Origin of the sequence: Trinickia violacea (assembly GCF_005280735.1) — a bacterium.
GTDB classification, from domain to species: Bacteria; Pseudomonadota; Gammaproteobacteria; order Burkholderiales; family Burkholderiaceae; genus Trinickia_A; species Trinickia_A violacea.
In genome coordinates this window covers 3,357,745-3,371,849 of sequence record NZ_CP040078.1, presented here as the reverse complement: position 1 = coordinate 3,371,849, position 14,105 = coordinate 3,357,745, and the positions used below count along the sequence as shown (strand labels likewise).

The following is a 14,105-nucleotide window of genomic DNA, read 5'->3' as shown; positions in this document are numbered from 1 at the left end:
AGCGCCTCGCGAGTTCGAGCCCGCGTCGCCGCTGATTCGCAATGCGTGGCAGGCGATCCCCCCGGATGCGGTTGGGGTGCCTCAGTGAAAACCCGCAGGCATATTCTGCGTAGCCGGCCATTAGCTTCCATGGCGCTTGATTCCGCGCTTACGGAATCCGTACAAGTTCAGACCCGGGGTAAGCACTCAAGCAAGGCCGTAGCCGAGGTTGTTGACGAACGCGATGGAAGTGTTTACCGAATGGGGGCGGCTTTTGCCGCTGCGGGCAGATGCGGCGCGACGTTCCAGGGCAGCAGTTCGTCGATACGGTTGACGGGGTGATCGACAATGCGCTCGATGACGTAATGCAGATACGCTTCTGGATCGATGCCGTTAAGACGTGCCGAGCCGATGAGGCTGTACATCGCAGCGGCGCGCTCGCCGCCGGAGTCGGCGCCAACGAACGTATAGTTGCGCCGTCCCACGGCGACTCCACACAGCGCCTGCTCGGCGATCAGGTTGTCTATCTCCGCGCAGCCGTCAGAGCAGTAATAGACGAGTGGCGCCCAACGATTGAGCGCATAGCTGATCGCTGCCGTCGTCTCGGATTTGGCCGAGCTTCGAATCAGCGCTTTAGCTCGTCGAGTAGCGGTAACGCCTGTGTCTGGCGCGCACGCAGACGCTCATCAGGCGGCTTGCCGCGGATCTGCTCCTCTACCGCGTAGATTGTCCCAATACGCCGCAGGGCTTCTTCAGTAATCGCATTGGGACGCCGTTCATGCAGTTCATATATTTGACGATGCGCACGAGCCCAGCAGGCAACTTCCTGGATGCGTCCGTCCCGATACAGCTTGGAGTAGCCCGCAAACGCATCGGCCTGCAACAAGCCCTTGAAGTGCTTCAGATGCTCCTGCGGTCTGGTTTGCCTATACACCGGATCGTCGCTGCGAGCATCCCCAGCGTCATCTTGCCAACTTCAAGGGCGTACTCCAGGCAGACGCATTCGCCGGTTATGCGGAGCTGTATGGGGGCGGTGAGATACGGGAGGCAGCGTCCATGGCGCATGCACGACGAAAGCTGCACGATTTGCACGCGGTGCGGCCATCGCCAATTACCAGCGAAGCACTGAAGCGCTTCGGCGCACTCTATCGCATCGAGGAGCACATTCGTGGGAAGCTAGCTGAAGAACGACGGCGCATCCGCCAGGCTCAGGCCGTTCCGCTGCTTGATGAAATGAAGCGGTGGTTCGAGGCGACGCTTCTCACACTATCCGAGAAGTCGGACACCACCAAAGCGATCCAGTACTCGTTGAATCGCTGGCCCGCGCTGGTCTACTACTGCAGCAATGGTCAGGCCGAAATCGACAATCTGATCGCCGAGCGGGCATTGAGGGGGTGTGGCAATCGGGAGGCGGAATTTTTTAATTGCCGGCGCAGACTCAGGCGGGGAGCGCGCAGCCGCCATGTACAGCCTGATTGGTACCGCGCGCCTGAATGGCATTGACCCCGAAACCTACCTGCACTACGTCATCGAACGCATCGCCGAACACCCAATGAGCCGGATTGACGAACTATTACCTTGGAACGTTGCTCCCTTGCTGCCTGCCTCCGCGCACGTCGATCCCATCCGTTAGCAGTCGAGCCCCTCACACGTCAGCATTCATCGGGACGGCGCCGATCGAATGCTTGCTTACAGCTTCTCTGTCGCGAGTTTTGCACCTAACCCGATGAACAAAGCGCCCATTGCCTTCGTCAGCCCGGCCGAGAGGGTCTTGCTTCGCCGAAGCGCTTGCGTCATTCGGGATGCAAGAAATACATAGGCGACACTTGTGCTGATCCCAACGGTGTTGCCGATCACGCCGAGCTCGAAGAGGTGTGCGACCGGTCGAGGATCATGCGTGCTCGTGAATTGAGGCAGTAGTGCCGTGTAAAACAGAGCGACCTTCGGGTTTAGCACGTCGCTGAGAAATCCCTGCCAGAAGACATGCCGTAGCGTGCTCTTGCCACTGCTCTCCTGGAGCGCGAACCCGCCTTTTGCGCGCAATGCGCCCCAACCCAGATAGACGAGATAAGCCGCTCCGGCGAACTTCACGACAGTAAATACCGTCGCCGACGCGAGGACCAGGGCGGACAATCCTGTCACTGCTGCCAGCAAGTGAATGTAAGCACCAAGGTTGATGCCAAAGGCTGCACACAAGCCTGCAGCACGCCCCTGCGCGATCGGGCGGCCCAACAGAAATAGCATGTCCGGGCCGGGCACTAGGCAGAGCACAAGACTCGCACCGATAAAAAGCATGTACGTATGCCAACTCATTCTCTAGTCCGCCCTGTGAACAATCCCTGATGATCCGGTCCCTGACAGACAGCGTGATGACTATCTTCGCGTGCCTTGAAAACTACCATGAAATTCGCGACGGTCGCCGTGCCGTCAAAATTGTAGCCTCGTAGTCGCGAGGCCGGCATTGGTCAAGACGGTATCGATACAGTGCTTATGGTTGATCTGGGTCTTTCGAATCATCGGAAAGTACATTACACATATCCGCCGGAGGGAGTCGCTTCATTCCCTTTTCTAGTTTGGGATCGTATTGCCGGTCATCGGGCTCCGTCGATCCAGCCTTCCGAGCGCATTGCTGGACAAAGCGACCGAGCCGCGACGGAAAGGATTACTGATGGCCGTGCTGCTCAAAACGGCCGATCGGGTCTTCGTGTCTAGGTAGCCCATCACACCATGTACGATCATCGAACTCAGCCGTGAGGTCGCCCTGCTTGGGACGGTCCGATAACAGTGCGAACTCAGGTCTGAGAATTCGTGCCGTCTGTAGCCTGCGAATCGTCGGCGGTGTCCTGCTTTTCGCCATCTTTCTTCTCGACCAACGATTCCAATGCACCAGCGCCTTCAAAACCGGCAATCGCCGCACCCCCTTTCGTTAGCAGACCCGCCTCGGGATCGACCTTCTCCGCCGCCTCCACCGCTGCAACCGCCCCAGCGATCTTGCCTGCTTCATCCAAAAATCCCATTTAGCCCTCCGCAAGAAAAAGTGAGTGGCATCACCTCGATTCCACATCACCAAATGTCAAACTGACCTCATCATTCTCCGCTTCCCGAGCACCGCGGCGCGGAGATTACACGCCGCGCGAGCGGTACCGAAGCACCTCAATCAACGGCACTTCGGCTATCCGAAAATCACGACGGGCTGGCGTCAGAGGCTGCAGCCTTGTGATGATGGTGGTGACGATGGTGATGCTTGTGCTTCACCGGTGCCGGTGCCGGCGAAGCCATTGGTGTTGAATCCATCGTTGCATCTTGCGAGGGCGCGGCTTGGGGATTCGACGCCTGCGCGAACACAGCGAGCGAAAACAGGCCAGCAAGCGCAGCAACCGCGATTTTCTTTTGCATAAGGAACCTTGAAGGTGGAGTCATGTGGGAGCGTTTCGCCCACGCTGCCAAAACGGTCTGAACTGTGGCACGGTTGACGTAACACCAACGAGGGCACCCGCATTTGATAATCGTTAACCTTCTGCTGAGCGCTGTCCGATGGACGATGAACCGGACGCTTACCTGAACTCGCCTGCCGTGGTTAATCAGCCCTTGGACAACGCAAACCGTTAACTATCGTTAACGATTTTGAAAGTGGTCAACCATGACGCCCGCGGACACGTTCAGTGAGGCAGATATCCACCGTCTGTTTCGAAACCTATCAAGGAGCGGGTATGAAAACTCTCATCGCGACTGCATTGTTTGCGAGCCTCGGGATCGGCCTCAGCGGTTGCATCGTCCCGGCCCCGGTGGCCGTTGCGCCTGCACCTGTCGGAATTTCGGTTGGGTGGCATGGCGACCAGTACTACGATGGTCATCGTTACTGGGCTCACGACGACTGGGTGCGTAGTCACCCTGATGATCGAGGCTGGCATGGTCAACATGATGATCACCACGACAACGATCATCGCAACGAGGATCATCCCCAGGACGATCACTGACGGCCGCCTTGGCGCTGGAGTGCGCAGGCCCGTCCCAGCAAGGAATCAGACACGTTGAGCAGTGCGCCCCCATTCGAGCGTCGCGGCGATCAGCCATCGAGCTCGGACATACACCGCGGCGTCAATTCCGCGCACAGAGTTAGGTTTGCCTTCCTGCGCTCGCCCGCCCCGACCCTTCTCGCTCCATCAATGTCCGATCCAGCAACCGGACGCGACACCGACTGAAGGAATCCATGAAAGTACACCTGCACTGCATCGTGGCCGCGACAACCCTTATCGGACTGTCGATCCCGTTTTCCGCGGCTCACGCCCAACTCGGCAACCTGCTCAACCAGGGCAGCAACAGTCCGTCGACGGGCCTCGGCAACCTCTCCGGCGCAGGCTTGTCGGGGGGCTGGGCGGCCTTGGTAACGCGCTGTCCGATGGCGCGGTAACGTCCAGCAACAGCAGCAACATCGCTGGCGTGCTGCAGTTCTGCATCAAGAATAACTACCTCGGCGGCAACAGCGCGTCGTCGGTCAAGAATGCGCTGATGAGCAAACTGCCTGGCGGAGCATCGAATTCCGACAGCAGCTACACTGACGGGGCCAACGGCATCATCGACACAGGAAACGGGCAGAAGCTGAGCCTCGACGGCGTCAAGCAACAACTCACCAGGCAGATCTGTAATAAGATCCTCGACCAGGGCAAATCGATGCTGTAGCAAGGATTAAGCGCAAGCTGCGCAGAAAACCCCGTGCGAGCGCGCTAGTTTGTACAAGGACGAGGGGTTCTGATCGACCGATGCAGTGGAAAAGTCGCATCGTCTTTTTTTGTTCGCTCACTAAAACACCCAGAGAGTTGCAGTCATTTCAGTAGAAGACTGCTTCCATCTTCTTTGACGAAGCGAACCCAGTGGCTCCCGCCCCAGTCGCAACATTTACGGACACAGCACAGCGTATGTTCGAAGCTCGGGATCTCACGAACATGCCGATTGCCGATCTTGACATTGACCTGCCCCCGGGTTTAGGCCGAAGTACTTTTAAAGTCCGCAGTTAAAAACCGTTGCACCTCATGCGCCTGGGCGAACTGCTCGGGCGTCAGATAACCGACCGAGCTGTGAGGCCGTTCGGTGTTGTACTCGATACGCCCTCGTTCAATCAGACACCGGGCGTGACGCAGCGAGACGAACCAGTGCTCATTCAGGCATTCGTCCCTGAAGCGCCCGTTGAAGCTTTCGACGTACGCATTCTCGACCGGCTTGCCTGGCCGGATGAACGATAGCGTGACACCGGCGTCGTACGCCCACGCGTCCAGCACCTTGCCCGCAAATTCCGGGCCGTTGTCTACGGTGATGGACGAAGGCAGCCCGCGCATCTCCCGAAGACGTTCCAGTACCTGCATCACGCGCAAACCGGGTAGCGACGTATCAACCTCGATGGCCAGGCACTCTCGCGTGTAATCGTCGACCACATTCAGACACCGGAACCGCCGGCCATGCGCGAGTCCGTCAGAGACGAAGTCCATCGACCAACTCTGGTTCGGCCCCGTCGGCAACGGCCGTGGTATCCGTTCGACCCCAGCAATGCGGTTGCGCTTTCGTCTGCGCACGCTCAGCCCCGCGTTACTGTACAGCCGCCATATGCGCTTGTGGTTCGCCAGCCAGCCCTCTCGACGCAACATCACGTGAATGCGTCGATAGCCATACCGCCGCTTCTGCGCTGCAATGGCCACCATCCTATCCGTCAATTCAATGTCGTCGGTTCGTCGGGATTCGTAGCGGAACAGCGAACGCGATATCCCAACCAGCCCGCAGGCACGGGTCACGCCCATCGCGCGTTCGATCATCAATATCTGAACCGCCTCGCGCTTCGCCTGCGGGCTTGCTACTTTCGGGCAAGCAGGTCCTTCAGGGCGGCATTGTCCAGCATCGAATCGGCCAGCAGACGCTTCAGCCTGCTGTTTTCCTGCTCCAGTTCCTTCAGGCGTTGCGCGTCCGACACGGTCATGCCGCCGAACTTCGCTTTCCAGTTGTAGTACGTCGCTTCCGAGATGCCGTACTTGCGACACAACTCGGCCGGCTTGAGGCCCGCCTCGCCTTCCTTCAACACCCCAATGATTTGCTCTTCGCTGAATCGCTTCTTCACTTCCGTTCCCCTTCCTTGGAACGGACTCTACATCAACGGCGGACTATTACGGGGGGCAGGTCACACTCAATGGCCCCCACCAGTTGCAACCTGATAATACCGTTGACAAAAATTGACTTGCGTGTCGTGCGCAGCATGTATGGTTAGTAATGCTGTCGCATTTGTGCGTGGCTATCATCCGCGATTCCGAAACTGTTCGTTGCGTACACACGCTGGGGTAGATAAATGTCAAAATTTCCTGCACTACGTCAATTAGCCATTCTCCTAGGTATTTTGTTGGCTTTCTTAGCCTCGCCTTCAGGTGTTCAGGCTCAGACGGCGACCGTCAATTTTGTCTCGGACACGACTTGGGCAGTCTCAAATTCTGCGGGGATTTTTTTAAACTTCGCCCAAAATGTCTGTCTCAACGCTCAGTCACCATCAAACTGTCCGGCAAATGCGACGTTGTATGGCTATCCAGGAGGATGGGAAGCCGACTTGTCCAGCATTCCAGGTGCGACATGGATTTGGGCACCGGGAATCACTGGCGCTACGGCTCCAGCGTATCCTGCGGAATTCCGCTTCTCGAAGTCGTTTGACCTTCGCGGGACTCCAGTGTCGGGAACGATTTCAATTGCTGCGGATGACTTCGCAGAAATACTCGTTAACGGTCAATCAGTTGGAACAATTGGATCCCTAACAGGAAATTTCAACGCTGCAGTGCAGTCTCAACAATATCTACACACTTTCGACATTTATAAATTCCTTGTCCACGGCACTAACGTTATTACGATCCGCGCAGCCAACGGCAATTATGGTTGTGGGTCGGGACCCTACAGTTGCAATCCGGCAGGTGTGGTTTTTGGCGGGTCGCTTCAGTTTCAGGGCAGCGCTGGTAACTGTCAGGGGACCGGTAATGGAAATGGTGATCCATCATCCCAGGGAAATTGCATGAAACAGCGTTAATAAGAGGCGAGGGGTGGGATACGGCAGTCGCTTCCCTACTGGACTTCAGTTCCCAGCTGCGCGCTAGGCAGGCTGAGGATGCCGCACGCCGCGACGCCGAGGACGAACAAGAAGCTGCGGCGCGCCTTGTCCACCAGGCCGCCGGCAGCACGTACATCGATCCTACGGCTGAGCGACGCATCGACATCGATGCTGACGGGCAGAGCGCTACCGTCCGCTTAGCAGCTGAGGGCGTCTCGCGCCACGAGGCCGGAAACTGGCCGCTTCGTTTCCTGCGGGCCGTGCGGAGTGGGCAACTGCGGCCTGCTACCGCAGCCGATATCGAGGCGTTCGCACAAGCCAGTCGCCAGCACTCCGTTATATCTCCCGCTCTACCTATCAGGGCACGCACCGTGACACCGCCGTCTCGGTGCATCTAGCCGATCTCCGGGCTCATGTGCGCGGCGCGGGCAGGGGATTTCCGACCCTGAGCGAATCTTCGAGGGGGTCTTAGCCCGTGCGTCGAGCTGGGGTCGTGCACCGTGCGAGCAGCTGACGCATCTGCGCGAGATGCTGGTCAGCGATCGCGTGATTGGCATTGGCGCTACATTGCCAGTGCGGGGTAGGGGGCCAGACGCCAAGGTAGCGGCAGATGGCCGACACGTAAGGTTTGGTCAACGCGCCAGCGGAGGTCCCGCGCTGCGCGGCCAACCTGCAAGCGGCGTCAGCCACGCAGCTGTCACCAACATGCTTGCGCAACCAAGCGAGGGTTTGCCGATCGTCGTCGTTGAGAATCCGGATCAGGTGTTCCATACCGCTAGAACTGTATATTTGTACAGTTGTTAATATATACAGTGTTTTCGTGAAGAGCAAGGCCACATCCTGACCGTTTGACGGACCCGCGCGTGGCATTAAAAGGCGAGAGGGCTTCATGGGGCGCGCGCTTGTGCAGGCGACTTTGCCATGTCGCGAGCCCGACCGGAATTTGGCGGGCTGGGGCCGCACATCGGGCGAGATGAGCCTCATCATCAAGCCTGGCCATTACCTCGAGACGTCCACAGGCGAGTTCGAGAGCATGGGCTATCCTTACGGATCCATCCCGCGGCTCTTGCTCGCATGGCTCGGGACCGAAGCGGTGAGGACCAAGGGGCGCCAACCCTCAGACCTGCGCGAGCGCACGCGCGTGAAGATCGACCATCCGGATCTGCCCGGAGCCGTCAAGCAAGTCGCGGCCGAAGCTGTCCTCAGCATCTGGCATTCCGCCTCCGAGGCGTCCGCTGCCGAACTCTCGACTCCGCGTGCCGAGGCGCGTCATCAAGCGCACGAAGCCGAAGTCGCGCGGGACCAGGCAATGGCGGAAGCTGTCGCTGCACGGCAGGCGGTCGAGTCCACGCAGGCTCAACTCGAGGCGGTTCGCACCCAGCTTGCGGAAAGTGGTGACGTTCCGGCCGCTGAGCGTCAGGCTCACGCCGCAACCGAAGCACGGCTGCAGGAAGTGCGCCGTTGGTTGGACGAGGCGTCAAACCAACTCGCCCTCGTCAAAACCGATCTCGGCGCCGAGATCGAGCGTGTAAGAGAACGGGCCGAAGCTGCCGACACACGCGCTCAGGCGCACGAAAAACGCGCGCTACGCGAAATCGACTAGGAGCGTACGGCGCGTAAGAAAAGCGAGCAGCAGCTCGAGACCCTGCGGGCGCACTTGGCTGCGGCAAAGAGCGAACTCAAGGACGCTGCTGTTCAGCACGCTGGCTCGATCTCCGCGCTGCGCACGGAACTGGATCTCGTGTCACAACGCGCCGAAGCCGTCGCCAGTCAGCAGCAGGCCACGGTGAACGACCTGGCCGCAGCCCGAACAAGCCTGCAGGAAGCACTGCGGCGGGCCGAGCGCGCCGAAGCCGAGGCGGAGGTCACACGACGACTCGTCGACGGACTGCAAAGAACGCCGGCCGCGCGCGGAGCCCAATGCGCCAAGGGGTGATCCGCCTTAGCGTACGATTTTTTCCGAATTCTGAAGCTGCCCCAACTAAGGCAGGAAATATTCGATATTGCGGGAAAACTGTTCCATATGTATCAAGTCGAACAGTTTATGAAGTACGCCGGTGAATTCTTCAACAAGCGCGTTGCGTCTGCATCCTTGGCGGAAGCCGCCGAAGTGCGTGCACGGCCGAAACAGAGTGGCCGGCATTGGATATCGGGGAAGTGGCGAGACTCCCTTGGACGAATCTTGGACTTAGAAAGGGACGCACTTCGAAATCTGAAGCTTTCCCCGGAAGCAGCCACCAGCTTCACGACATTTGCAGAAAGGCTTCGAGATATCGAGGCAGCGAAGAAAGCCCTTAAGGACGATCGGATAGAACCGGGTACGGCGCTGGAAGTCCCTCAAATCAAGCAGAACCAAATCCTCGATGCGGCAGATCGCGAACTGAACGAAGCGCTAGCTCGCGTGCTTTGGGTCCAACTCAACGGCATTGAATCACCGACACAAGGCAGCTAATTCGGCGCCTCGAAGTTACCCGAAGACAACAAAAGCTAAGAGCGCGTCTGCGGGGCTCAGCGGACGACCATGCAGCGACTCGGACCCCAACCCTTAACATGCAGCATATTTTCCCTTCGGCGCGGCGTACGAATCGCCGTTGCCACCGAGAAAGCATCTCCTTGAACGATCCGCTCAACAAGTACGGCGCGGCAACCCTGTTAAGTGCTGAGCAAGGAGCCCCGATCGCCGTGCCGGACGTCGCCACGCCGATAGACTCCACGACCGTATTGGGCCTGGCCTTCGCAGCGGCTGCCCACCGCTAACGTTCAGCCGTCTCAATCATTGATCTCATCGGCCGATGGGTGATGCGTTCGCGTTGGCCTTACCCGTTGGGAGCTCAGTCTATGGGCATTCTCCGCGGCTCAACAATTGACACAAGTTCATATTCCTGGTTGAGCTTTAAATCTATGTTAATTCGCATAGCGAACAATAAATAATGTAAACGACTGGGTTATCGTGCCCGTGTAGGGAGGAAGCGTCGCTACAGATACCCAAGCGCGCTATGGATGTTACCCAGGCTGAAGGCTATTTGACGTTTCGCGGTCGGTGTTTCGCGACGAGTCACTTCGAACTGGCGACGACCCGGCAACGGCTGGCTGAATGATGGCTATTGCAGTGCAGACGCGTCAATACGGCTAACCAAAACGTGTCACCCCGAATCGTGTCAACAGTCCCATCGCAGGTTTCGAGAGAAGGAGTCCCGTCAGCCATGCTGCGATCGAAATCAGGGAAAAATCTGTCAGCTCTTACAGCTTTTCCGCCCCCGAGCTGAAATGGCATGATGCAGCACTGGAACAAATCCGAAAATCTACGCATGAAATGCAAAGCGTACACAGTTGAGCATAGCTGGGATTGAATTAAATAGATTCGTAACTCTTCCACCACCAGAGAGCTTATTTCCGAGTGGTCGAATTCTCAAACTAGGAATACTGACGGGAGTTGGGTGACATGATTCAATTGAAAGGCCGCCGCGTCGCGATTTTTGCGGATGGGCGCTTCGGTCCGGTCACGAGCAAGGTGGCAACGTCCTATCTGCGCTATTGCCATCAAGATTGCGTGGCTGTTATCGACCACCGGCTTGCCGGTAAGGACGTCGGCGATATCCTAGGCTACGCTCACGGCATCCCCGTAGTCGAGTCAGTGAAGTCTGCGCTCGCACGCAAGCCTGATGTTCTGATCATCGGCGTGGGACTCCATTCGAACGAGCTGCCGACGGAATGGCGCTCTCAGATCGCTCAGGCTATCGTCGCCGGTCTCGACATTGTCAGCGGATTGCATTTCCGCATCGCCGTCGATGAAGAATTTAAAGAACTCGCGCAAGGATCGGGGAGCAGGATATGGGACACGAAGGAGCCGCCCGAGCAACTGGCGACGAGTACCGCACGTCTCGACGAGTTGGATCGCTTTATCGTCCACACGGTGGGCAGCGACTGTCGTGTCGGCAAGAAGACTACGGCCATCGAAATCACCCAGACGGCGAACCGTCGCGGAATCAATACTGGCTTTGTTGCCACCGGGCAAAGTGGCATCTATATCAGTGGTAATGGCGTCGCCGTAGATGCCGTGCCGTCCGACTTCGTGGCCGGCGTCAGCGAGGAGCTTGTACGCAAGTCCGCAGAGCACCACGACTGGGTAGTTGTCGAGGGGCAAGGAGCGGTTAGCCACCCAGCCTACAGCGGTGTCACACTCGGCCTGCTGCACGGCGCCATGCCCCACGCACTGATCCTGTGTCACGAAGCGAACTTAACGCACCACAAAGGTTGGCCGAACGTGCCGTTGCGGACGTTGCGGGAACTCATCACCACCTACGAGCACCTAGCTTCCTTCCTGCGACCAGCGAAGGTTGTCGGCATCAGCGTTCACTGCGGAGACCTCGACAAGTCCGATGCTGCTACCTACCTTTCGTGCATCGAGTCCGAAACCGGTCTGCCTGCCACTGACGCGATTCATTTCGGTACCGAAAAACTCGTCGATGCACTGGTCCGCTACCGCGCTATGCTGCCGCAACGTCTCGACGCGCCACACGAGGAAACGCCCTCGGAACCGGTCGCTGCCGCATAATCCACGACCGAATTTAGCGACTCTTCGATAAATTCTCGGATATATCAAGATAACTGTGTTTAGGATATCTAAATGAGTAAGAGAAAATATATACAGGTGAGCCCGCTAGCCGGGCTAACCGACCAAGCGGCGATCCCGTCCTCGAAGCCGGAGACACAGCGGGCGATTCTTGCCGCTACGCTGGCGCGCGGCAGATCGATCATCCGCAACGACCTGCGCTGCGTCGAAACTACTGCGATGAAAAATGCTTGTCGCGCTGTCGGCGCTAAGGTTACCGAAGCTGACAGATACCTAATCGTCGATGGCGTCGGGCGCGAATTCTCACTCGGTCAACGGATGATCGACGCCATTGGATCAGGCCTGGTCTTCCGCGTGTTTACCGCACTGACCTGCTTTTCGCCCACACCGGCTGTCATCACCGGCGACGCCATCCTGCGCGGGCGCGTCATGGCTCCCTTGTTCGAGGCCCTCAGCAAGCTTGGCGCCAACATCGAATGTATTGCTGAGAATGGCAAAGCCCCCATCGTCAACTGGGGCGGTGGGTTTGAGGGCGGGCGCTGCGATTTACCCGGTAACGTCAGCTCGCAGTTCATCACCGCGATAATGTTTGCGGCGCCGCTGGCCAAGCGGCCTACGGAAATCCACATTCATGGCGAGATTTTGTCGATTTCCTATATTCGCCAGACGGCCGAAGCGATGCGCCATGCTGGCATCGAAGTGGATATCAGTGATGATTTCGCCACCATTACGGTTCACCCGGGCGAGTACCAACCGTTCGAGTATCAGGTCTATGGTGACTATACGTCATCGTCGTATTTGGTCGGCGCCGCGGCGCTGTTCAAGGGCACAACGACGTTCTCCAACGTAAGCAGCGTCAGTCTGCAAGGCGAACGAGCCATCGTCGACGTCATCCGTACGCTGGGCCTCAAGATCGACTTTGACGATCAAAAGCACCTGATGACGGTGGTTAATGAAAAGTCCTACTTCGAAGGCGATTTCGAATTTGACGCGAGCGACTACCCGAACATTGTTCCCACGCTTGCTGCAATCGGTTCCTTTGTGAAGGGGCGTTTTCGCGTCGTTGGCGGTTCGATCACACGTTTGCACAAATCGCCGAGAATCAAGGCCATGGTCGAAGAACTGACCAAGCTTGGTGTCGACATCAAGCCGATCTTTCGTGACGGTGTCTACGATGGCTTCGAGATTCACGGCAATGGGGAAGGCTACGCCGGTGGCCAAGTTCTCTCTAGCTGGGGGGATCACCGAATCTTCATGTCATTGTTCATTGCCTCCTTGCGTTGCCGCAACCCTAACCATCTCGATGGCTACAGCGACGTCAACTGCTCCTTCCCGGATTTCTTCGAGCAATTCAGCCGGCTGGGCGTGCAGTTCCGGGAAGTCAACGTTCTGAAAGTTGACGCGTCGCAGGAAGAGCCGGCGGAAGCCTGACGGCGTTACCGCCCCGATGTCGAGCACAGGTCATAAGCCGACATGGTTGTTTAGTGCAGGTCGTGCCGGCGCCAAGCGCCGGCACGACCCCAGCGGACTTGGTGACGATTGACAACGAGGACGGCTGAACGCCTGGCTGTCCGTCGGAAATATTAGGGATCGCAATGTTCACTCCACAGCAATTGCAGTTTTACCAGGACAACGGCTACGTAGTAGTCGATGACGTTTTCGACCACAAAACGATACAGCGTGCGTTGTCAGCCATCGATGAACTGCTCGGATCGGAAACCCCGGAAAGGGTCTTTGAATTCGAACCCAAGGACAGCTCCGTGGTTCGCCGCATCTGGTCACCCACTCAAAAGCACGCTGTTTTCGAGGAGTTGGCCTGCGCGCCGTCACTCGTCGACAAGGTTGCACAGCTGCTTGGCAAGGATGTCTTGTTCCACTACAGCAAGCTGAACATGAAGGGCCCGCGAGTCGGCAGCGTCGTGGAGTGGCATCAGGACTTTTCCTACTACCCGCACACCAATAGCGACCTGCTGACCGCGCTGATTTTTTTGGACGCCGCGGACGAGTCGAATGGCTGCTTGCGCGTAGTTCCTGGCTCGCACAAGAAGGGGCTGCTTTCTCACGAAATAGATGGATTCTTCCGAGGCAAAGTCTCCACCGTGAACGAAGCAGACGCGGTGCCGATCGAGGTTCCGGCTGGTGGCGTGCTTTTCCTTCATTGCCTTACGCTGCATGCGTCGGCGCGCAACGAATCGGAGCAGCCGCGTCGCACGTTTCTGCCGGCATATCGCGCAGCCGACGCGTTCCCGATTTACTTCGGCCCGCATGCCGCGCACAACGAACCAGGCATTCGACTCGTGCGCGGCGAGCGCTCCAAATATGCGCGCGTCGAAGCGGGGCTGCACCTGCTCCCGATCGCCGAGCGCGAATTCGGCTCGCTTTACGAGGTGCAGGAAGGTTCGCACCTCACGCGCGACCTCGATAACATGAAGGTGACAGGTTATGCCGCAGTCTGACCGATCGAGCGCAAGCGCAGCCGCTACC

Annotated in this window: 15 protein-coding genes and 2 pseudogenes; 11 read left to right on the top strand and 6 right to left on the bottom strand. The window is 58.1% G+C overall.

The window, feature by feature from the left end; all coding sequences use genetic code 11:
* Window positions 1-233: 233 nt before the first annotated feature.
* Together FAZ95_RS40990 and FAZ95_RS40985 are read right to left on the bottom strand one after the other, a co-directional pair.
* On the bottom strand, window positions 234-608 hold the full coding sequence (locus tag FAZ95_RS40990; protein WP_437437804.1) for a transposase domain-containing protein: 375 nt from the start codon (window positions 606-608) through the stop codon (window positions 234-236).
* Window positions 605-913 carry an IS66 family transposase gene (locus tag FAZ95_RS40985; protein WP_437437769.1) on the bottom strand — a complete coding sequence of 103 codons (309 nt, stop codon included), beginning with the start codon at window positions 911-913 and terminating at the stop codon, window positions 605-607. Before FAZ95_RS40985 ends, FAZ95_RS40990 begins: the two co-directional genes overlap by 4 nt.
* Here FAZ95_RS40985 and tnpC point away from each other — a divergent pair.
* Window positions 889-1,612: pseudogene (gene tnpC, locus FAZ95_RS37270) on the top strand (IS66 family transposase); the annotation flags it as partial. The gene FAZ95_RS40985 and the pseudogene tnpC sit on opposite strands and share 25 nt — an antisense overlap.
* Window positions 1,613-1,668: 56 nt before the next feature.
* Here tnpC and FAZ95_RS37265 read toward each other — a convergent pair.
* Window positions 1,669-2,292 carry a LysE family translocator gene (locus tag FAZ95_RS37265; protein WP_137337295.1) on the bottom strand — a complete coding sequence of 208 codons (624 nt, stop codon included), beginning with the start codon at window positions 2,290-2,292 and terminating at the stop codon, window positions 1,669-1,671.
* Window positions 2,293-2,771: 479 nt separating this feature from the next.
* The gene (locus FAZ95_RS37260; protein WP_137337294.1) at window positions 2,772-2,996 is read right to left on the bottom strand and encodes a hypothetical protein; all 225 of its coding nucleotides are present in this window, start codon (window positions 2,994-2,996) and stop codon (window positions 2,772-2,774) included.
* Window positions 2,997-3,689: 693 nt separating this feature from the next.
* Between FAZ95_RS37260 and FAZ95_RS37250 the strand changes: the two genes are divergently transcribed.
* Window positions 3,690-3,956, top strand: a complete 267-nt coding sequence (locus tag FAZ95_RS37250; RefSeq protein ID WP_254700195.1) for a hypothetical protein — start codon at window positions 3,690-3,692, stop codon at window positions 3,954-3,956.
* 233 nt (window positions 3,957-4,189) lie between these two features.
* Window positions 4,190-4,659 (top strand): annotated as a pseudogene (locus FAZ95_RS37245) (YjjA family protein).
* 302 nt (window positions 4,660-4,961) lie between these two features.
* On the opposite strand, the gene FAZ95_RS37240 reads toward FAZ95_RS37245, so the two are convergent.
* Window positions 4,962-6,082 (bottom strand): IS3 family transposase gene (locus FAZ95_RS37240; RefSeq protein ID WP_437437768.1). Its coding sequence is split into 2 segments (ribosomal slippage): window positions 4,962-5,830 and window positions 5,830-6,082, totalling 1,122 coding nucleotides; the frame shifts between segments, so codons are not numbered across the junction.
* A gap of 225 nt (window positions 6,083-6,307) precedes the next feature.
* On the opposite strand from FAZ95_RS37240, the gene FAZ95_RS37235 reads away from it, so the two are divergent.
* The gene (locus FAZ95_RS37235) at window positions 6,308-7,027 is read left to right on the top strand and encodes a hypothetical protein (protein ID WP_137337291.1); all 720 of its coding nucleotides are present in this window, start codon (window positions 6,308-6,310) and stop codon (window positions 7,025-7,027) included.
* A 489-nt stretch (window positions 7,028-7,516) separates the two neighbouring features.
* On the opposite strand, the gene FAZ95_RS40440 is transcribed toward FAZ95_RS37235, so the two are convergent.
* Window positions 7,517-7,819: a CppA family protein gene (locus FAZ95_RS40440; protein WP_137337290.1), complete on the bottom strand. Its 303-nt coding sequence runs from the start codon at window positions 7,817-7,819 to the stop codon at window positions 7,517-7,519.
* Between the two features lie 202 nt (window positions 7,820-8,021).
* Between FAZ95_RS40440 and FAZ95_RS40435 the strand changes: the two genes are divergently transcribed.
* The 7 genes from FAZ95_RS40435 (at window position 8,022) to FAZ95_RS37200 (ending at window position 14,077) form a co-directional block, all read left to right on the top strand.
* A complete protein-coding gene (locus FAZ95_RS40435) occupies window positions 8,022-8,651 on the top strand; it encodes a hypothetical protein (protein ID WP_254700193.1) in 630 nt (209 codons plus the stop codon).
* Between the two features lie 54 nt (window positions 8,652-8,705).
* Complete coding sequence (locus FAZ95_RS37220) at window positions 8,706-8,984, top strand: hypothetical protein (protein ID WP_137337289.1); 279 nt, start codon at window positions 8,706-8,708, stop codon at window positions 8,982-8,984.
* A gap of 87 nt (window positions 8,985-9,071) precedes the next feature.
* The gene (locus FAZ95_RS37215) at window positions 9,072-9,500 is read left to right on the top strand and encodes a hypothetical protein (RefSeq protein ID WP_137337288.1); all 429 of its coding nucleotides are present in this window, start codon (window positions 9,072-9,074) and stop codon (window positions 9,498-9,500) included.
* A 161-nt stretch (window positions 9,501-9,661) separates the two neighbouring features.
* Window positions 9,662-9,805, top strand: a complete 144-nt coding sequence (locus FAZ95_RS39685) for a hypothetical protein (protein WP_175425871.1) — start codon at window positions 9,662-9,664, stop codon at window positions 9,803-9,805.
* A 685-nt stretch (window positions 9,806-10,490) separates the two neighbouring features.
* Entirely contained in the window at window positions 10,491-11,603 is a 1,113-nt protein-coding gene (locus FAZ95_RS37210; RefSeq protein ID WP_137337287.1) for an N-acetyltransferase DgcN family protein, read from the top strand.
* Window positions 11,604-11,675: 72 nt separating this feature from the next.
* Window positions 11,676-13,052 (top strand): 3-phosphoshikimate 1-carboxyvinyltransferase, encoded by a 1,377-nt coding sequence (aroA, locus tag FAZ95_RS37205; protein ID WP_137337286.1) that lies wholly within the window; start codon window positions 11,676-11,678, stop codon window positions 13,050-13,052.
* Between the two features lie 164 nt (window positions 13,053-13,216).
* Window positions 13,217-14,077, top strand: a complete 861-nt coding sequence (locus FAZ95_RS37200) for a phytanoyl-CoA dioxygenase family protein (RefSeq protein ID WP_137337285.1) — start codon at window positions 13,217-13,219, stop codon at window positions 14,075-14,077.
* Window positions 14,078-14,105 lie beyond the last annotated feature (28 nt).

Excerpts from the sequence above, each read along its gene's own strand:
- FAZ95_RS37250 (WP_254700195.1), top strand. The coding sequence starts at position 3,690 with ATGAAAACTCTCATCGCGACTGCATTGTTTGCGAGCCTCGGGATCGGC.
- FAZ95_RS40435 (WP_254700193.1), top strand. The coding sequence starts at position 8,022 with ATGAGCCTCATCATCAAGCCTGGCCATTACCTCGAGACGTCCACAGGC.
- FAZ95_RS37215 (WP_137337288.1), top strand. The coding sequence starts at position 9,072 with ATGTATCAAGTCGAACAGTTTATGAAGTACGCCGGTGAATTCTTCAAC.
- FAZ95_RS37200 (WP_137337285.1), top strand. The coding sequence starts at position 13,217 with ATGTTCACTCCACAGCAATTGCAGTTTTACCAGGACAACGGCTACGTA.
- FAZ95_RS40440 (WP_137337290.1), bottom strand. The coding sequence starts at position 7,819 with ATGGAACACCTGATCCGGATTCTCAACGACGACGATCGGCAAACCCTC.
- FAZ95_RS37260 (WP_137337294.1), bottom strand. The coding sequence starts at position 2,996 with ATGGGATTTTTGGATGAAGCAGGCAAGATCGCTGGGGCGGTTGCAGCG.
- FAZ95_RS37210 (WP_137337287.1), top strand. The coding sequence starts at position 10,491 with ATGATTCAATTGAAAGGCCGCCGCGTCGCGATTTTTGCGGATGGGCGC.
- aroA (WP_137337286.1), top strand. The coding sequence starts at position 11,676 with ATGAGTAAGAGAAAATATATACAGGTGAGCCCGCTAGCCGGGCTAACC.
- FAZ95_RS37265 (WP_137337295.1), bottom strand. The coding sequence starts at position 2,292 with ATGAGTTGGCATACGTACATGCTTTTTATCGGTGCGAGTCTTGTGCTC.
- FAZ95_RS37235 (WP_137337291.1), top strand. The coding sequence starts at position 6,308 with ATGTCAAAATTTCCTGCACTACGTCAATTAGCCATTCTCCTAGGTATT.